We start from the raw sequence: 19,859 nt of genomic DNA on the forward strand, positions 1-19,859 counted from the left end.
GGAAAGTTAAAGATTTCCTCGCAAAATGTCGATAACTTAAACGATATGTATTTTGTTCTGGAATGATCGGTAGGAGGTGTGCTGGTACACAGCTTGCATAATGATATCTTGGTTCTAGAAAGGAGAGTATGACATGCATTTTCATAGAAAAATGCTACATCTGTTTTTGATTCTTGCATTGATAGTCACGATGCTGCCATTCTATCCGTCAACCGGACAGGCAGCCGGCGAGATGTTTGTATTTACGGATTTGCCGACGACCGTCAATTCGAATCGCGTTACATTGAATGCTTCTCTTAATGGAGTATCTTCAACCGGTATTACATATATGGTAGAACGCATGTCTCAAGACGAGAAAACCGTACTCCAAACAAAAGAGAAGAGCGCCCTCGGGATATCCGTATCATCTGATGGCAAAAAAATGACGGCTTCTGTCGAGCTCTTTGCGGGGAAAAACCGTATTACCTTCTTTGGTACGCGTGGTTCAACTACTATCCAGGAAGTAATCAAGAAGCCTAACGGCGATCCACACCTCATTGAGTACGTAGATACACCGATCCTTTACAATCTTGCATTTCTGGGCACAGGAACGAAGCAGCAAATCAATGAAACCGGACTGACCGTCATTTCCAACCAATACGCCAGCAACCCGAGCCAAGCGTTGTTCTCCATTGAGGGGAATGCGCCGAATGCACGGGAAGTCATCATTGAGTATGGGGATAATAACAGCCGCAATGCTTCTGTGCGTGAAGATGGTTCGAGCTATTTTATCTTGAATCAGATCAAATTGAAAAAAGGGAAGAACACCTTGAAGTTCAAGGTGAAAAATGATACGCAGACGATCGAGTTGGTTCGTGATGTCGTTTATTACAATGATGCGGTGACGTTTTATGATGTAAAGTTGAATCATACGGGTGCTGCGTCTGCACAGGATTTGAATTTGCTAGGAATTTATAATGTTCCTAATAACACGGCTGCAAATTTTGATGTTACAGGTAGAGTAATTGTACCAAATGATTATTCAACGAGTGCGGCACAGTCGATGCGGATTGAAGCGGCGTATCGCTTGGCTGGAAGTGATACATCTGCTTCTGGAACGAATACGTTTAATCCGGATTCGAGCGACAAGATTGTCCTGAAGTTTTCTGGGGAAGTTCAGGGAGCAACATCTTCGATGAGTACCTCCCAGTTAAAGGATTTACTTGATTTCCAGACCCGTTCAATGGCTCGACCTTTGTCACTCAACGATAAAATTAGCGACTCAACGGCGTCATGGCGTCCGGGTACAGTTAACGGCGTAAATGTACCGAACTCCGAGTTGGTGATTAGCATCGGCACCAACGATTTAGCAAACGGGGTATTCAATGATGTAGGTAGATTGGTGTTAAAAAAGGATGTTGTGGCTAAAAACGATATCAATAAACGGATTGATGTTCTTGCCACGAATAACGAAACCGTGGCGGGAATTACTGGGGTCAAGGAAGTAAACACCATTACGGTGACGGCAGGGGCCTCTTCAACCGGGACAATGGGTATTCAGTTTAATGATGGTACGATTAACAAGACGATTCCGGTGACAGTTACAGCAGGGGATTCTGCTGCAACTGTGGCGACAAAAATTAATGTTGCTTTGGGAGCAGATCCGGCAGTTAGCCCTAGCTATTCAACCAGCGCGGCGACCAACAAGGTTGTCATAACCAAAAATGTTGCAGGAGCAGTCAACACTACTATTAATGTATTGCCTTTGGTAGCAACGGGAGTGACACTCACAAAAGTGCAAAATGCCAATGGTGATGCTTCCACACTAGCATCTTTTGACATAACGGTTACCTCACCAGCTACTGCCACAGGCCGAATTAACGTGACATTCAATGACGGAACGATTATCAGCACCGTACCTGTTGATGTGACGGTTGGGGATACAACTGGAGCAATAGCTACTAGTATTAAGACTGCATTGCTTACCATTGCGGGCATGAGCGCAACTTATGATGTTAACGTGAGCAGTAATGTAGTGAATATTTCAGGAAAAGCTAATGGACAACATATCATCACTGTGAATGCGGTTGATCTTACAACAGGTGTTACAGGCAGTAATGCAGAGACGACGCCAGGTGTAACAGCGGTTGCAGAGGTAAATACAATTACGGTAAATCATACTGCACCTCCTGGAAACTATACTGCTTATTTTTCTGACGATCTAACAGATCAAATTGCAGTAAATGTAACCATAGCTCCATCAGATGATACTGAAGAGGAAGTTGCTACCGCAATCGCCACTGCTCTGAGTGCTAATGGCACCATTACGGCGAGATATACAGTTGCAAACCCCTTGACGACACGGCTAATCACTTTGACGAGTAAAACGGCCGGTAGTGTAAAGCCAGCCATCATCATCGTTGGTGAAAATGAATATACCAAAATCATCCGGCTCGCAGGTTCCTTTGACCCAAGTAACCCCTATATCACTGAGGCGTACGTACAAGGAAACGACACGGCTACCAGTACACGGGGAGTCGATGCGGGAGAAAAACTGATCATCAAGCTCCAGGATAGTGCGAATGCGACACTTCCGACGTCCAATTATTCAGGATATGACAAAACCCAAATTGACGGCATGGCTAGTGTACAAAATGCGATTACTTTGTCCGTTTTGGATACAGGAGCAATCAAGTCAGATCGATACACGATGTTTTATAATGCTTCGCTACGCCAAATTGAAATCACGTTTGACAGCATAAACAATCTAAATGATGAATTGGCGAATACTCGTTCTTTTGATAACGGGGTAGGGAATAAAAAAGCAGTTGCGATTTATTTGAACAAATTCTTGACATCGTCTAACGTGGCGATCATTTCATCGATGGTTCCTGATGTAGGAACTGTCCGAATTGGTGGCACCTATGATGGAAGCGGACGAACACCCAACCCAGATCCCGCGAAAATTGCGGCCGATTTTGCTCATGTCATTTATCGGGATAGTGGATTGACTAACATGGGGCAGCATGACATTCAACTTAAAAAAGTTGCTGGAGCTAAAGCATCCGACTACAATGACAGTGCTCCCTATTACATCTTTGAATTCAGTTATTCAGGAACAGCTTTCCCTAATCAAGGCTATACGCTTAATTTCGGATCTCCCGTGTTTCTGCAATTTGAAGCGCTAAATCCAAGAAAGACACGTCAAATGAATGGATTGCCGCAATATGAAGGTACTGATGTGACAGATTTGGGATACACCTTGCAAAATGCGACAGATCCATACATCGATTCCTTGAGATATAACGACACGGAATCACCTACAACATCTTATTCCGAGATTGATGGTAAAACATCTCGCAGTCTGGTTGACGATGTGGTGGTTAACCGGATGCCGTTCGCGGTGAAATTGAATATTAATAACTTCACTAATTCACTCGGAACTACTACGGTTACATCACAGTCTGTTTCAGGTTCTACCAGTGCAGCTACGATAACTGCTCCACTCAGCAATGGAACTGGTGGTATCTGGTTCTGGATTACGCAGTTACCGTACAATGGAACGCAGACATTGACAATCAGTACGGTTGTGAACGGTAAAACGATCTCAAAAACAGTACGCGTCACAGTGGTTTCCGGCGTACAAGCCCGCTTTAACAAAATAACGGAAGGTCAGGTCATTCAATATGATCCAACTGACCTGTCGAGTATTACAAATAAAATCGTCAAGGATGGATTGCAAGACCTGCAAGGGGAAATTATCAACGTCCCCATCACGAAAGACGATTACTTTAAGCCAACTCAGAAAGTTTTCCTGACCATCAATAACAACCCTGTGCAGATCGAAGCAGCGGATGCCAGCAAGCCGAACCAATTCGTTCTCTACGATGGTGATCCTACTCCTGGCACCATCGAGAGCAATATGGCTTCGAAGCGCGACGAAATCCGCAACATGTTCAACGATGGCCAAAACACGATCCGTTTGGAATATATCGATGATGTCAAAGGAATCAAATATTCCAAGGAATACAACGTGACATTGTTCTCCATCAACTTCCCGGAGATTCCGAAGAGTCCGGATGGGGACATTTATCCGATAGGTACAGACAAAGCAGACACGAAACGCGACTCTCGTTTCCAAGGTTCCAACGGGGTTTATACTACCAAGGAAGCAGAAATGAACATTGTCGGTTCGTTCGGTTTCATCAAACTTGGCTCTTCATCGACAGCGATTAACGCAAAACGTTCCAGTCTTCCATCCAATCGCTACAAATTGGTGATCAAGGGACCGAATAATCAGAGATGGGAATGGGATCTCAAAGAGAACAAGTTTAAAGATTCGAATGGTAATTCGTATTCAGGCTCGAGCCCGTCGGACAATTTGACGGTTGTCTATAATGCTGGCTCTACGCCGGAGGATCAATTCTTTACCTTCATGCTGAAGAATCAGAGGCTTCCATCTGATGGCAACAAGGCAGTCTATAACTTCTACGTGTACAACAACGGAGAGGATAACCCTACATCCGTAGGTTCTTTCCGACTGGAAGTGGGAACCTCTGGTTTGCCATACAAAATGGTTCGTCCGATTCTGCCTCAACAATCGACAATTAATCAAAACTATTTGGAAGTCGTTCTGTATTCGGAGAATGCGGACAAAGTAGTTGTGAACAAAGTTGACGCACAAAAGATTGACTTCAACGACAAGGAAATCAGCGGCAACGATTATCAAGGTGCGTTCCGTGCAGTCGTCAAGGACTTGAAGCCAAATAAAAAGAACAAGATTACCTTTACAATCACACGGGGAAAAGATACGATTACCGATTCCTTTGAAGTTTTCTATGCCCTGGAAAACATGCCGGGGGCACAGTTCCTGGAGGAAATGAAGCCAAGCCACAAAGTGTTTGACAGTAAGGTAATGCTGACATTCCCGAAAGATACGTACCTGCGCAGGGTTGACTATGAAATCCCAGAATCACTGCGTACCCAGTTGTTTAAAGGCCACAGCATTTTATTTGGGATTGCCAACAACCAGGATGGTGTTGTTGACCGGTATGACTATTTGAATCCAAAGCCGCGTAACTTTGGTAAACTGGTTGACGAGCTGGCATATCATTTTGCCAACTCATTTGACAAACACTTTATCAAGGCGAGTGAAGTCTACTGGCTTGATGCCGGACTGGCGGACGATCCAGATACTGACCAATATGATCCGGTTGATACGGGGATCTTACCACACCAGTTGGGCGACTTGCCGTCTTTTGACCGCGTGCCATTCAACCGTCGTTTGGTTCCGAGTAAGCGGGGAACGATTGAAATTGCGTACAATCCGAACATTGTGAGCGGAGTCGGCAATAACATCACCGTTATGCGATATGATTCCGACAATGGCTATTGGGAGAACTTGGGCGGAACCGTCAATGCTGGAAAGCATACGATTAAAGTTCCGTTTGACAAGTTCGGCTACTATGTTGTAGCGAAACTGAATGATTCCTTTACGGATGTAATCAGACACCCTTATGCACGCAACAGCATTGAGGCAATGTATAGCAAAGGGGTTATTCGCCCACGTAACTACACCACATTCGATATCGATGTTCCGACGACACGAGCGGAATTCACCGCAATGGTAGTACGGGCTCTACAACTTCCGCTTGTGGAAAGACCGGATACGTACAGCTTTGTAGATGTGCCGACAACGATTGATGCGAATGCGCTGTGGGATTATCGTTACATCGAAACAGCCGTGCGCTTGGGTCTTGTAAGGGGAACGATGCCGAGCTTCTTCGAACCGGATAGCAAGATCACACGCCAGGATGCTTCTATTATTTTGGCGCGAGCCTTGCAATTGAAGCTGGAAACCGACCCGGTCAAGAATGCGAAGGATCTGAGCAAGCTGTTTAAAGACTACAATCAGATCGATCCGTATGCGCGTCCAGCGGTTTTAGCAGTCGCCAAGAAGAAATTTATCATGGGTTCGCCTATCGATCCTAATGATCCTAAAAAAGGTTACATCTTTGAGCCGAATGCCAGCATGCTCCGCGGTGATGCATCTATTTTGATATCGCGCGTGATGACGGATCTTAAAAAGATTCCTGCAGTTGGCGAAGTGAAGCAATAACTCGTACAAACAGCCCTTCAGGATTGTTCTCCGGAAGGGCTGTTGTATCTTGCGTAGTATGCATTCATATAGAAGGATAAATGGGAAAGGAGATAACGGATGAAAACCAAAACAATGGCTGCGTCCCTTGCCGTATTTCTTGGTGTTGTAGGGACGGCATATGCGGCGGGTGTAAGTCCATATGGCCAAACAGGGAATTTTGAAAATGTATTGCTGACGGTCGATAATAAACCTACACAAGAGACAGGTGTGCTGATTAACGGCCAGCTGTATGTTCCGGCAAAGGCGCTTTCTGACCAAAGAAAGCTGGCTTATTACTATGACAAAGATTCGTACAATGCATATCTCTTTTTTGGTGGCGGTGACAATGATAAAAATGTGTCGGCGAACGTAGCCATGTATACCAATAACCACAAAAGCCGGCAACAAATCGAAAGCGAGATCATGAAGGGAATCCCTTACGAAACAAATGACTACCATTCTGGGATGATGATGCAAGATATCAATAATATCGCGGGTATGATCAAAGGGCTTTTGTCGACCTCCGATATGATTGAATATACCATCCAAATGAAGCTGAGCCAAAATGTACAGCCGAATATGGATACGCTGCGACAACAGATTCTCTATCGCTCCATCCCTTTTGATATTATGGAAGATCGAATGAATGCCTTGGCTAATGAGCTGGGCAGGCAGCTTGGATCAAAAGAAAGAAGAAGGATGGAAGACATAATCGATGATATTCAAACTGCCGTCAAAAGGAAGGAAAAAGCGTTGAACGCTTTGGACGATTGGCTCGATTCATCTAGCAAGCGCGATCTCGAAGATGTGAGAGACTATGAGGCGGATGTGAAAAAGTACATGTATCAAGCACTCCTCGATCTTACCGGAGAAGATTTGAAGAACCCGGGTAAAGTGAAAAGCGATGGCTTGAAGCAAAAAGTGGATAAATGGATTAGAGATAAGTCATCCAAATAAGCAATAGAGGCTCCGATTGAGAACCAACAACTCAAGCGGAGCTTTTTTTATCTACGGATGTTTCACCCAGGTTTCCCCCATCCAAAAACCGAAACCACGGCACCACCACCCCCACGAACGCCGCCAAACAAATCACTCCGCCAATAAACGCAAAAATCGGCCGTATTCCCCAAATAGGTGCACACACGCTGCCAAAGAGCGTACCGAGCGGCATGACGCTGCGGATAATCAGGAGGCGCACGGAAAAGACGCGCCCGCGCATGTCTGCGGGAACCGTACATTGATACAGTGTTGTGCTGTGCACCTGAAAAAAGGGGGAGGTGATCCCGGCAAAGAGTTCGATCAGAAGCGCAATCCAGATGTGATGAACTAACGATAATGCGAAAAACGTCGAGCCGCCCAGCAAAATCGAGCCAAGCATCACGATGCGAAGCGGCAGCCCCTGTCCCAGCCAACGACGAAAATGGAGACGAAGACGGGGTATAAGACGAAGGCGTGGGTCAGCGCGAAGACTGAGATTGGGATACTGACCTGAATCAGTACGCAGAACGGAACCAGAGTGGCGGCTAGAACCAGAGCTAAACCGAGGCACCAACAGACTGCCGAGAAAATACCCCAAAGGAAACATGGCGATAAACAATCCATATGTAAACGAGCTGCCGCCAAGCGTTTGAACCACAAAGGGGAGATAGAGCACCATCGTGACGCCGACAGCGAATTGGACAAAGGCAAGAAACACACTGAGCCAGACCAACTGCTTATGGGCAAAAAAATAGCGGAAGCCCGCAATAAGCTGAGCGGCCCAAGTTTCCCGCTTTTGCTCCTGTTGCTGGTGGATGGGGCGGCACCGCAGCAACAATGCACCGCTTGCCAGATACAGCAGAATAATGCCAGTCAGGGTAAAAGGAGCGCCAATGAGTGCCACGAGCAGACCGCCTGCAGGAGGGCCCAGAAACATCATCAGCCGGGATGTTCCGTCGATGACAGCGTTTGCTTGAGGAAGCTGCTTTTCATCCAGCAAGGAGGGGAGCAAGGCCATGCTGGAGGGGACATAGAGAGGCTGAATCAGTCCGTTCCCCAGTGAAACCACAAAAATGTGCCAAGGCTGCAAATGTCCGTTCAGACTCATTAAGAGCGGAAAGCAGAAGAGCAAGGCTCGAGCGATCTGGGAAAAGAGCATGACACGCTGCTTGTTCCATCGGTCTAAATAAGGGCCGATGACCAATTGGACCAAAAGCGAGGGGAGCATATAAATCAGCCACATGCTGCCAAGCGCGGCTTCCAGTCCCGTCCCGGTGATTTGGAACAATAGCCAGGAGTTGGCGACTGTACCAAAGCTACCGCCAAGTGAGGAAGCGGCTTCTCCAATCCAAATGCTGGTGAAAGACGGATTGCGATAGAGCACACGACTAGGCGTTGGCATCATCGTCTGGGCCCTCCGACTGTTCCTTTTGCAAAAAGGCAAGCAAATCGTTTGCAAGAAGCTCCAGTGGTTGTTTTTCCAGTCGATAGGCAGTGCCCTCGGTTGTGACCAGGCGGGCTGACCGAAGCAGCATCAGGTGATGGTGGACGGTCGATTTGGCCAAGGACAGCTTTTCCGTCAGCTCCTGCAGCGTATAGTCACGATGGTACAGATGCTTGACCAGCCGAAGCCGGTGTTCATCGCCAAGTGCCTTGTACGCGCCGGTCAACCGCAATGGTGGTGCGTACAAGTCCGGCGTTTCCGTTAGGCTGTCGTCGGCGACCGGATAGTAAAAAATTTTGGTGCCTACACAGTCGGACTGGATGTTCCACGGGCGATAGGTCACATGGGGAATCAGTACGACACGAGTGACAGAAGGTTCAGGGACATAGCGAATTCCGCCAGTTGCCCACTCCACAAATTGCTCGGAAGCGAGCTTTTGCTGCATGTGCTTTTTTGCCGCAAGATCGCAGGCAAGAATGACGGCAAGCTCCTCCTGCTCTGGAAGCACGTGCGTTTGGTACCAGCCTTCCATCACGGCGAGCAGATGCTCACGGAGCTCACCAGGATCGACCTGCTGTAAAAAGCGTAAGTAAGCGGGGAAAAACTTGTGATCCCGGCAGCGCTCCACCAGCTGATCGATAGCGTCGGCATCGCCCGAGGCAGCTTTCTTTCGCAACGCTTCCTGTTTCTTTCCTACGTATGGATAACTATGATAGAGCAATTCGATGTCGGAAAGGGAGCGGATGAATCCAAGAAACGACTCCAGATCAGAAAAGTCATCCGCGTGCAGCAGCTGCAACAGCGTTTTCCATGTATTGTTGCGTTCGAGATAATCGAGCTGCACCTGCATGTCCAGCGAGAGGGAGTGGCGGGCGTTTGCCCAGTAAGATGTATCCTTTTCCAAAGACGGATGTATTTCATGATAAGTGGCAGCGGCCAAACCGAGTGCACATTCGAAAAGAAGCGAATGCTGAAGGACGACATCGTATGTTTCGCGTTCATGGGAGAGCTGCAAAAGTTTCATTACAATCACCACATTCCATTTTTTACTACATTCTAATATTTTCGAATTTAAAATTCAATAAAAATAGAACGTAGAGATCATGATCAACGCGGTGACCGGAAGATTGCAAATCTGCAGTGAGCGAAACACAAAAAAGGCCAGCCAGATTTCTCTGACTGACCCATTTCCTTATGAAACGTGAAGCATGATAGCGGTTTTTTACACGGTTTGCTTCAGCGCTTGATCCAAATCTTCTAAAATATCATCGATCGCTTCTGTACCGACGGAAAGGCGGAGCATTTCCGGATTCACGCCTGCTGCGCGCTGCTCATCCTCTGACAGCTGCTGATGCGTCGTGCTTGCAGGATGGATGATGAGCGACTTGGAGTCGCCAACGTTTGCCAGATGGGAGAATAGCTTAGTCGACTCAAGCAGCTTGCGACCTTCGTTCACGCCGCCTTTGACACCGAATGTAAGGATGGCACCTTGCCCTTTCGGCAAATACTTTTGCGCCAGCTTGTATTGGGAATCGCTTTCGAGCCCTGGGTAGTTGACCCATTCCACTTGCGGATGCTCGGACAGGAATTTGGCGACAGCCAGCGCGTTTTGGCTGTGGCGCTCCATGCGCAGGTGCAAGGTTTCCAACCCTTGCAGGAACAAGAAGGAGTTGAACGGCGATTGGGCAGCGCCGAGGTCGCGCTGCAGCTGCACGCGAGCCTTGATGATATAGGCCAGGTTGCCAACAGCCTCGGAATAGTTCACACCGTGATAGCTTGGGTCCGGGGTAGTCAGGCCTGGGAATTTACCATTGTTCCAATCGAATTTGCCGGAATCGACGATGATGCCGCCGATCGATGTACCGTGTCCACCGATGAACTTGGTCGTGGAATGTACGATGATGTCAGCTCCGAAATCAAATGGACGGCACAGGATCGGGGAGGCGAATGTGTTGTCGACGATGAGCGGCAGGCCATTTTCGTGCGCGATAGCAGCGATCGCTTCCAAGTCCGCTACGTTGATGCGCGGATTGCCGATCGTTTCGATGAACACCGCTTTCGTTTTTTCATTGATTTTTTCACGGAAATTACCCGGGTTGGACTGATCGACAAAATGAACCTTGATGCCCAGTTTTGGGAACGTGTGATAGAAGAGATTGTAGGTACCACCGTACAGGCTGCTGGACGCGACAATCTCGTCGCCAGCCACTGCGATATTTAGCAGCGCGAACGTAATCGCCGCTTGTCCGGAAGCGGTCGCCAATGCTCCAACGCCACCTTCCAGCAATGCCACGCGTTTCTCGAACACGTCGTTGGTCGGATTCATGATGCGCGTATAAATATTGCCGAACTCTTTTAACGCAAACAGGTTGGCCGCATGGTCCGCATCGCGGAAAACATACGAGCTGGTTTGGTAAATCGGCACAGCGCGGGAACCGGTAACCGGGTCAACCTCTTGTCCGCCGTGCAGGGCGAGTGTTTCAGGCTTCCATTGTGGATTGGTAGTCATGGCTCTCTCTCCTTCTCATTTATCATAAAATAAAAAAGCCTTCTTCCGAGGAGAAGAAGGCTTTTGTTTGCGAACGAACGCCAAACGCCAAGTTCATCTCTCAGAATCCATCGATTCTGCAGGATTTAGCACCTTGCATGTAGATCATGCCGGTTGCCGGGCTTCAAAGGGCCAGTCCCTCCGCCACTCTTGATGAGTTGTGAATTTTAAAATTAGTGGAACGATTCTTATTGTAAGGGATGAGTGGAAGGGTGTCAACCAAAAAAACCCAAGTAAACGGAGGGGAATTATAATATTTTCAAAATTGTAACCGATTCGCCGTATCTTGTTCACAAGCCCTGCATGCTAGCGATTCCACTGTTTACGCCTGTTTCTATTCGATGCGCGCTATGTTCGGGGACGGCCGTGGCTGAGTCGATAATAACGGAAAGATGTGGTATGATGATGCGAGGATTGTAGTTTGCTGGGAATCATCATAACAGGAGGCTGACATAGATGGAACAACAAGTAAAGGAAATACTGCCGGATGACCTGATCGCTAAGTTGGAAAAAGGTGAAAAGCTGCAGCTGGTTGATGTGCGCGAGCTGGAGGAATGGAACGCGGGCCACATGAAAGAAGCGAAGCTGATCCCTCTCGGCTTTTTGCCACACCGTCTGGATGAGCTGGACAAAGAAACTCCGCTCATCATGATTTGCCGCAGCGGGGCGCGCAGCCATCGCGCATGCGAGTATTTGACGGAGCTGGGGTTTGATGCGACCAATCTGGTAGGCGGCATGCTGGCTTGGCCGGGCGAAGTGGAAAAATAAGATATGAGTTTGCAGGCATTGGGCTTTTTGGCCTGATGCCTTTGTTTCGTGTGCAATCGAACCGAAACGATTAAAAAATCGGACAAGAAGGAGAAGGGAACCATGAGGAGTTGGAGACGATTGCTACCGGTATTCGCGCTTGTGTTGGCGATGCTCGCAGGCTGCGGAGCAAAGGATGAGACGCAAAAAGAACCGATTAAGCAGCAGGCGAGCGCCGATCAGTATACAGCCGATCTGCTCATCACACCGGGCATTGTCGGACCGAATACATATGAGATCACGATCACAGACGACAAGCAACAAAAGGTGGAAACAGGCAGCGCTAAGCTGACTTTCGCGATGCAGGGGATGGATGACCACGGCAAAAGCGAACAGCAGCTGAAAGCAAAGGACGGCAAATGGACGGCGGAAGGTCCGCATCTGATGATGGACGGCACATGGGATGTCAAGCTGATCTGGACCGACGAAAAACAAAACGTGCATACGTTTACGTACAGCGTCACCGTACAAAACTAGTAGATAGAGTCAAAGGAGAGGGACACCCATGCGGAAGTATTGGCTTGCCATCTTGGCAAGTGTGATTGGACTCGCAGTCATCGGTTATTTCGGATACAGCTATTACGAGCAGAAGCACCGATTGCCGGTCTATAAAACCATGCCTGATTTTGCCCTGGAAAATTTGGACGGATCGCCGTTCCATTTCAGCGATACCGACGGCAAGGTACGTCTTGTCGCCTTTATTTTCACCAACTGCATCGACGTTTGCCCGCCGACGACCTTGAACATGGCCAAAATTCAAAAGGAATTGAAGGCAGAAGGATTGTTCGGCAAAGATGTGCAGCTGATGACGGTCTCGTTTGATCCGGAGCGAGATACGCCAGCTGTTTTGCAAAAATACGCAGACAGCTTCGGAGCGGATCAGACAGGCTGGCACTTCCTGCGCGGTGAGGAAGCGACGGTGGCTCAGGTCGCGCAAAGCTTTGGCGTCGGTGTCTTGAAACAGCCGGATGGCACGTTTGTCCATACGATGAAGATCTTTTTGATCGACAAGGAGAAAAAAATGCGCGCTATTTATGGCATGGCCGCAGAGATGGATATGGACAAAATCATCGGTGACATGAAGCGAGTGGCAAACGAATAAGCGGTTCCTTCCGCCTCATTCATCTGCAGGCGAATCAGTTTTTCGGATGCTCGCTCAAACTGGATTCGCACATAAACAGCCCAGACCCGTCCGTTCTTTTTGAGCAGCAGTTTGAACGTTTCTTGGGCGATGCCCGGGGCTGGATACGTTCGGCCTACATGAAGATAATCGATGATGGCGGTATTCGGATACCGCTTCATCGTTTCGGCTACCGCCAGTCGGCCCCATTTGGCATAACCCGGTTCAGGCGCAGGTGTTGCCACCAAAGAATGTGCATGGGCCTCGGGCTGGCCAGGTAGTACGGCGGCAAAACAAAGCGCGCAGCAAAGCCATAGGCAAGATAGACGTTTCATGCCTGCTCCTTTCGTTTACAGAGGACCTGTGTTCTTCCTAGTCTGACCGCAGTCATTGCGGTTATGCAAAAAGCGAGCGGGATGGCTTGTCCAATTGAGTGGAAAGAAATCACCAGCATTATGGTACAATAGATAGGAAGTAGAGGAACGGTAGGAGGTATTGTTTTGAGTGAAGTAAAAATCTTTGGGCTTGGCGGTTTGGGCGAGATCGGGAAAAACATGTACTGCGTAGAGTATGAGGACGAAATCATCGTCATCGACTGTGGCGTCAAGTTCCCGGAAAACGAGATGTTCGGCATTGATCTCGTCATCCCAGACGTCTCTTATTTGATCGACAACAAGCACAAAATCAAAGGATTGTTTTTGACACATGGCCATGAGGACCATATCGGTGCGATTCCTTTTGTGCAAAAGCAGGTGAAAATGCCGATTTACGGCGGGCGCCTGACGCTCGGCTTGGTGAAGTCCAAGCTGGAAGAGCACCGGATGGTAGCGGAAGTGGAAATGAATTTCGTCAACGAAGACTCGGTGATCGCTTTCAACCATATGACGGTTTCGTTTTTCCGCACCAACCACAGCATTCCTGATTCATACGGTATCTGCATCGAAACGCCGCAAGGGAAAGTTGTGCACACCGGCGACTTCAAACTGGATATGACACCGGTCGGCCATTCCACGGAGTTTGCCAAAATGGCGAAGATCGGCAACGGCGATGTACTCGTGCTCCTTTCTGACAGCACAAATAGCGAACGTCCTGGCTTCACCATGTCTGAGCGTTCAGTTGGCGAGGGCATTCTCGATGTTGTGACGAAAGCGAGAGGGCGCATCATTTTGGCGACGTTCGCCTCAAACGTACATCGTCTGCAGCAGGTTGTGGATGCAGCCAAGGCGCAAAACCGCAAGATCGCGGTGATCGGACGCAGCATGGAGAAAGTCTTTTTGATCGGGCAGGAGCTGGGCTATATCCAGATTCCAGAAGGCATGCTGATCGATATCAAAACAATCGACAATTATTCGGACAACCAGATTTTGATCATCTGCACAGGCAGTCAAGGGGAGCCGATGGCAGCGTTGACCCGGATCGCTTCAGGATCGCACCGCACCGTGCAAATTTACCCGGATGATACCGTGATCATCTCTGCATCGCCGATTCCGGGGAATACGGTGAATGTCAGTCGGACGATCGACAAGCTGTACCGCGCTGGCGCCAATGTGATCCACGGTTCAGTGTTTGACATCCATGCGTCCGGTCACGGAAGCAGCGAAGAGCTGAAGCTGATGCTCAGCTTTATCCGCCCGCGTTACTTCATCCCGATCCACGGGGAGTACCGGATGCTCAAAACCCATGCCAAGCTTGCCATGCAAGTCGGTATCGAGCCGAAAAACATTTTTGTCATGGACAATGGCGAGTGCATGCGTGCAACCCGCGAATCCGTTACGATGGGCAAGGTGCCGGCAGGCGTCGTGCTGATCGACGGCAGCGGGATCGGCGATGTCGGCAATATCGTGCTGCGCGACCGCAAGCATTTGGCGGAAGACGGCTTGATCGTAGTTGTCGTCAGCATCGACATGAAAAATTTCAAAGTGCTGACAGGTCCTGACCTGGTAAGTCGCGGATTCGTCTATGTGCGCGGCTCGGAAACGCTGATTCAGGAAGCGACGGTTCTAGTGAAACAGAAGCTGCTGGAAGCCATGGATAAAAAGGTCAAAGACTGGTCGGAGCTGAAAGCGCAGATCAATGAGGTGCTGAAGCCGTACATCTTTGAAAAGACGGGACGCAATCCGATGATCTTGACCATCTTGATGGAAGTGTAACGACACTTCCGCTATTTTCTGCTGATACATGAGCAGGGTATAATAGAAGCATCAACAGCATCACACCAAAAACGTCGAGGCGTTTTTTACAAAACAAGAGGAGTGATCCAAGATGATGTCTTATGAGGCATATATGAACCAAGTGATTCAGCCGATGCGCGATGAATTGACGCGCCACGGATTCAACGAACTGCGTACGCCAGAGGAAGTGGAACAAGCTTTCTCCGATATGAAAGGTACCGCACTGGTTGTCGTGAACTCCGTTTGCGGATGCGCAGCGGGCTTGGCTCGTCCAGGTGTGGCGCACTCGCTGAACAACGAAGCGAAACCGGATCATCTCTACACGGTGTTCGCTGGACAAGACAAAGAAGCGACAGCGAAAGCACGTGAATTCTTCACAGGCTATCCGCCATCATCCCCATCCTTCGCTCTGTTGAAAGACGGCGAGCTGGTTGCAATGGTTGAGCGCCATCAAATTGAGAACAACTCGTTGGAAGGCATTTCTCATCTGCTCACGACTGCCTTTGACAAATACTGCAAATAAATGCAAACGCGAGCGTACGGACGAGATCCGTTTCAAGTATCGCTGCTCGGTTTTGGTGCACAGCGCATCGTTGATGAACATGATTGCACCGAAGAGCAGGCGATCGAGATTATCCGCCGTGCGGTAGAGCTGGGGGTCAATTATTTTGATACAGCCCCTAGCTATAGCGACGGCCAGTCGGAATCCCGGGTGGGCCTTGGACTTAAAGGGCTTCGCAATCGCGTTCACATCACGACCAAAACAGGGGGCCGCACGCGGGATGCCGCCTTGCGCGATCTGGAAGGCAGCTTGAAGCGGCTGCAAACCGATTATGTCGATGAATGGCGCATCCACAATGTCATGCAGCCCAAAGATCTGGCAGCGGCGTTCGCCAAAGACGGTGCGATTCAGGCGCTGCTGGAGGCGCGCGAGCAAGGGCTTGTCCGCAAGCTCTCCATCAGCGGCCACACCGATCCGCGCTTGTTGGCCGAAGCGATCCGTCGCTTCCCGTTTGACAGCGCGCTGGTGGCGCTCTCCGCATTGGACCATTTCATCTACAGCTTTGCGCATGATTTTGTTCCGTTGGCAGTGGAAAAAGGTGTCGCTGTCATCGGGATGAAGGTGATGGCGCTAGGCAAACTGGCACCTTGGACCAGTCAAGCATTGCGCTATACATGGAGTTTGCCAGTCAGCACCGCGATTCTCGGCGTAAGTAAGATGAGTGAGCTGGAGCAGGATGTGGCGGAGGCGAATGCCTTCACCCCAATGGACGATATTGAACGCCTGGCGTTTTTCCAGGAGATCATGCCGCTGGTTCGCGCCGATGTGCTGCGCTGGAAAGCGGGCGAATGGATGTCGGGCGAGTGGTACAAACTGCCTGAGCTGCATTTTCCGAAACAGTAAACACAACAAGACCACCCATTTTCGTTGGGTGGTTTTTTTACAAGAAAAAGGAGGGGATCAGGTGTCGAGCCTTCTGGAAGTGAAAGGCGTATCAGGCGGGTATTTTGCGAGCCAGCCGGTCATCAAGGATGTCTCCTTCCGTGTCAACGAAAGGGAAATCGTTGCGCTGATCGGATTAAATGGTGCGGGAAAAAGCACGACCATCAAACATATTCTGGGGTTGCTTGAGCCGAGAGAAGGGGTTATCAGCATCGCGGGCAAAACGTTTCAAACCAACCCGGATACATATCGATTCTCGTACGCCTACATTCCCGAGTCTCCCATTTATTATGAAGAACTATCTCTATGGGAGCACTTGGAATTAATGGCCATGAGCCACGGTCTGGAGCGATCGATCCTCATGGAACGTGCGGAGCCGCTCCTGAAAGAGTTTCGGATGGAGGCGATGAAGGATCGATTTCCGCAGCAATTTTCCAAGGGCATGCGACAAAAACTCATGATCATGATGGCCTTGCTCGTTGAACCACCTCTCTATATTATCGATGAGCCGATTTTGGGATTGGACCCGCTGGCGATCCGGTCGTTGATGAACTGGCTCAACCGGTGCAAGGAGCAAGGGGCGGGCATTTTGATGTCGACGCACATTTTGGCGACGGCCGAGAAAGTGTGCGATCGGTTTCTCATTATGCACAAAGGCGAGATCAAGGCTGAAGGAACGCTGGATGAGCTCCGCCGATCCACAGGATTGCACAACCACTCGCTGGATGACATTTATCTTCAGATCGTAGAGGATGGGGATCAATCGTGAAGCTGGATGTTGAGGCGTTATTTCACGAGCGGTTCAGGCGGTTCTCCATCGAATTCGTGCGTTATTCACAGTATCTGGCTAATGGAGGCGTGCTTTTTTTCACCATCATTCTGGGCGGAATCCTCGCCTTTTATTACCGCAGCTTCGTTGAGCTGATTCCACCTTGGCTGCCAATTCCGTATGTTCTTGCGCTTCTACTCGCTGCATTCACTGCGAGATGTCCGCATCGGACATTCCTGCTGGAGGCCGACCTGCTATTCCTCACGCCGCTCGAGACCGACATGAGCCGGTATTTTCAAAAGACAAAGCGCTACAATTTTTTCGTGCAGAGCGTCTGGCTGTGCGTCCTACTTCTCATCTGTTCGCCGATGTATACGGGGACGATGAGCGTGGGGCAAACGCAGCTGGTGTTTTACTGGTGCGTGCCTCTGGTGCTGAAAGGCTGGAACGTGTACAGCAGCTGGATCGTGCTGAGGCTGCCTGACAAGAGAGATCAGCGGCTGCTGACGCTGGCACGATTCGTTTATACCTACTATGTTATCGCTTGGACGCTTGGTGAGGGACAGCTGTTCGCTTATCAACACATCCCGTTTGGCGGCCTTTTGTGTATTGTTCCGCTCTTCTGGTTTCACGTCCGGCTGCAAAGGATACGGACGCGGCATTCGCTCAAATGGTACGCGCTTTTGGAAATGGAAAACGGATTGAAAAACAGGTTTTATCGAATCGTCAACCAATTCACCGACATTCCTGCGCTGCAGCACCGTGTTAAGCCGCGCCGCTGGCTCTATTGGGTTACAAGTCTGATCCCGTATCGCCAGTCGAATGCAGCGCGCGTGCTGTTTTTCAAGACGTTCATCCGTTCGGGAGACTATGCGGGCGTCTATGTCCGGCTCGTTTTGCTAGGAGCCCTTTTGGTCATGATTTTGCCCAATCCGTATGTCAAAATCATCGTAGCTGTACTGTTTCTCCTGATCGCGCGCAGCCAGCTTGCAGGGATCCGGAAGCATCTGCAGGCCTCTGGTCGGCTAGCGCTTTTTCCGATCAATGAGACCGAGCGTAAGCGTTCCTTTCAATGGGGATGCCGTCTGTTGCTGCTATTGCAAGCCGTGGTGTCGATAATAGCAGCACTGTTGTAAAAAACAAACCACCCCGTTTATTAGGCAGGGTGGTTTTTGGCATGTTTTCCTTGGTTTTCGCGGTTGAACGCGGCATGGAACAAAAAGAGAAAGATCGCCACGACGGAAACGATGGTGCCCAGTAAAAGCACTGGGGTAATACCACCTTCATCATACAGTCGTCCGAACAGGAGCGGTCCGAGAACCCGGCCGATGCTGCCGAAGCTGCCTGCGACGCCGAGATAAAACGGGGCGGCGAGGCCGGTTTTTTCGCTAATGAAAGCGGGAATCGCGGGCGCCATCAGCATTTCGCCCAATGTGATGATGACCATGCCCAGCACGAGCATGTAATAGCTGTCATGATAAAACAGAATAAAGCCGAACCCGCAGCCGTAGCAGATGGCGTTGGCCACCAGTTGGGAGGAAATCGTGCGGGCCCAGAGCCGTTTGATCAATGAAGTGATCGGCTGCCCGAAAAAGATCACGACTCCATTCACGGTCCAAAGGAAGCTGTAGGCGGTGTAATTGTAGCCCATATCGGTCAAGTAAGGCGCGACGCCCGAATTCCACAGCGCCATCGAGAACCAGATGGAGGCGGAGCCGAGTCCAATAAACAAATAAATCCGATATTGCATCAAGAGATAGAGGGGGCTTTGCTCCGATAGATTGGAAATCGCGCTTACGCTGACCTCCCGTTTATCGACCAGCGTCATACCCCGCATAAACCAAAGAATAAAAAGCGCGAAGCCGATCGTGCTCAAGCTGTTAAACAAAAACGTAAACGAAAAGCTGAGCGAAGCGAGGACGCCGGCCAAGGAAGTACCGATCGCCATCCCGATATTGTTGCTCACGTAAACGATGTTGAACAGCTCATTCCGTTTCTCTTTCCAGCGAAACCCGATGAATGCCTGTATCGCCGGCGTGGAGACGGAGTTTAATAGACCGAGCAGGGACATGATGAAAACATAGACAGACCAATCACGTGTAAAAAGTATGGAAAGCTGAGAGATGCCACATAATAACAACGAGCCGACGATCAGGGACTTGGCGCCAAGGCGGTGAAACAGGCTTCCGCCGATAAATTGCCCCGCAATACCGGCCAAAGATTGGAGCATAAGGACGAAGCCCGCATCGGCCATAGGACGGTGAAGCTCATGATAGACATACAGTGTGGTCAGCGGCCACATGAAAGCGCTACCTAAAGAGTTCACAAAGCTAGCTGCAATGAAAACGATCGCCTCTTTTGGATAGGCGGAAAGCCACTTCATGTTTTTCACCTGATTTCTGCGAATGGTAAGTAGCACCAGTATACTTCTTTAAGAAACACTTAGTAAATGAAAAAGTT

15 protein-coding genes and 1 riboswitch are annotated in these 19,859 nt (G+C 49.4%); of the genes, 10 read left to right on the forward strand and 5 right to left on the reverse strand.

Features of this window, described 5'->3' with window-relative positions; all coding sequences use genetic code 11:
* Positions 1-133: 133 nt before the first annotated feature.
* Positions 134-6,097, forward strand: a complete 5,964-nt coding sequence (locus tag EDM56_RS05330) for an S-layer homology domain-containing protein (protein WP_122916852.1) — start codon at positions 134-136, stop codon at positions 6,095-6,097.
* Positions 6,098-6,196: 99 nt separating this feature from the next.
* A complete protein-coding gene (locus EDM56_RS05335) occupies positions 6,197-7,075 on the forward strand; it encodes a hypothetical protein (protein ID WP_122916853.1) in 879 nt (292 codons plus the stop codon).
* Positions 7,076-7,106: 31 nt separating this feature from the next.
* Here EDM56_RS05335 and EDM56_RS05340 read toward each other — a convergent pair whose 3' ends face one another.
* The 3 genes from EDM56_RS05340 to EDM56_RS05350 form a co-directional block, all read right to left on the reverse strand.
* Positions 7,107-8,501 carry an MFS transporter gene (locus EDM56_RS05340; protein WP_122916854.1) on the reverse strand — a complete coding sequence of 465 codons (1,395 nt, stop codon included), beginning with the start codon at positions 8,499-8,501 and terminating at the stop codon, positions 7,107-7,109.
* Positions 8,485-9,564: an ArsR/SmtB family transcription factor gene (locus EDM56_RS05345; protein WP_122916855.1), complete on the reverse strand. Its 1,080-nt coding sequence runs from the start codon at positions 9,562-9,564 to the stop codon at positions 8,485-8,487. Before EDM56_RS05345 ends, EDM56_RS05340 begins: the two co-directional genes overlap by 17 nt.
* Before the next feature lie 198 nt (positions 9,565-9,762).
* Complete coding sequence (locus EDM56_RS05350) at positions 9,763-11,049, reverse strand: homocysteine synthase (RefSeq protein ID WP_122916856.1); 1,287 nt, start codon at positions 11,047-11,049, stop codon at positions 9,763-9,765.
* Between the two features lie 90 nt (positions 11,050-11,139).
* Positions 11,140-11,248, reverse strand: a riboswitch (SAM riboswitch).
* Positions 11,249-11,544: 296 nt separating this feature from the next.
* Between EDM56_RS05350 and EDM56_RS05355 the strand changes: the two genes are divergently transcribed.
* From EDM56_RS05355 to EDM56_RS05365, 3 genes are all read left to right on the forward strand, one after another.
* Positions 11,545-11,856, forward strand: a complete 312-nt coding sequence (locus tag EDM56_RS05355; protein ID WP_122916857.1) for a rhodanese-like domain-containing protein — start codon at positions 11,545-11,547, stop codon at positions 11,854-11,856.
* Positions 11,857-11,958: 102 nt separating this feature from the next.
* Complete coding sequence (locus EDM56_RS05360; protein ID WP_122916858.1) at positions 11,959-12,372, forward strand: FixH family protein; 414 nt, start codon at positions 11,959-11,961, stop codon at positions 12,370-12,372.
* A gap of 28 nt (positions 12,373-12,400) precedes the next feature.
* The gene (locus EDM56_RS05365; RefSeq protein WP_122916859.1) at positions 12,401-12,997 is read left to right on the forward strand and encodes an SCO family protein; all 597 of its coding nucleotides are present in this window, start codon (positions 12,401-12,403) and stop codon (positions 12,995-12,997) included.
* Here the strand turns inward: EDM56_RS05365 and EDM56_RS05370 are convergent.
* Positions 12,928-13,350 (reverse strand): DUF3889 domain-containing protein, encoded by a 423-nt coding sequence (locus EDM56_RS05370; protein ID WP_122916860.1) that lies wholly within the window; start codon positions 13,348-13,350, stop codon positions 12,928-12,930. The two genes, EDM56_RS05365 and EDM56_RS05370, sit on opposite strands and share 70 nt — an antisense overlap.
* 165 nt (positions 13,351-13,515) lie before the next feature.
* Between EDM56_RS05370 and rnjA the strand changes: the two genes are divergently transcribed.
* The 5 genes from rnjA (at position 13,516) to EDM56_RS05395 (ending at position 18,535) form a co-directional block, all read left to right on the forward strand.
* Positions 13,516-15,165 (forward strand): ribonuclease J1, encoded by a 1,650-nt coding sequence (gene rnjA / locus EDM56_RS05375; protein ID WP_122916861.1) that lies wholly within the window; start codon positions 13,516-13,518, stop codon positions 15,163-15,165.
* Positions 15,166-15,277: 112 nt separating this feature from the next.
* Positions 15,278-15,709, forward strand: coding sequence for a BrxA/BrxB family bacilliredoxin (locus EDM56_RS05380; RefSeq protein ID WP_122916862.1), 432 nt, complete (start codon positions 15,278-15,280; stop codon positions 15,707-15,709).
* Entirely contained in the window at positions 15,710-16,591 is an 882-nt protein-coding gene (locus EDM56_RS05385) for an aldo/keto reductase (RefSeq protein WP_122916863.1), read from the forward strand. It abuts the gene before it with no gap.
* Positions 16,592-16,652: 61 nt separating this feature from the next.
* Positions 16,653-17,399, forward strand: coding sequence for an ABC transporter ATP-binding protein (locus EDM56_RS05390; RefSeq protein WP_122916864.1), 747 nt, complete (start codon positions 16,653-16,655; stop codon positions 17,397-17,399).
* Positions 17,396-18,535 (forward strand): ABC transporter permease, encoded by a 1,140-nt coding sequence (locus EDM56_RS05395; RefSeq protein ID WP_122916865.1) that lies wholly within the window; start codon positions 17,396-17,398, stop codon positions 18,533-18,535. Before EDM56_RS05390 ends, EDM56_RS05395 begins: the two co-directional genes overlap by 4 nt.
* Positions 18,536-18,555: 20 nt before the next feature.
* Here the strand turns inward: EDM56_RS05395 and EDM56_RS05400 are convergent, their stop codons facing one another.
* Positions 18,556-19,782 carry an MFS transporter gene (locus EDM56_RS05400; protein ID WP_122916866.1) on the reverse strand — a complete coding sequence of 409 codons (1,227 nt, stop codon included), beginning with the start codon at positions 19,780-19,782 and terminating at the stop codon, positions 18,556-18,558.
* Positions 19,783-19,859 lie beyond the last annotated feature (77 nt).

The organism is Brevibacillus fluminis (genome assembly GCF_003710825.1).
GTDB lineage: Bacteria > Bacillota > Bacilli > Brevibacillales > Brevibacillaceae > Brevibacillus_D > Brevibacillus_D fluminis.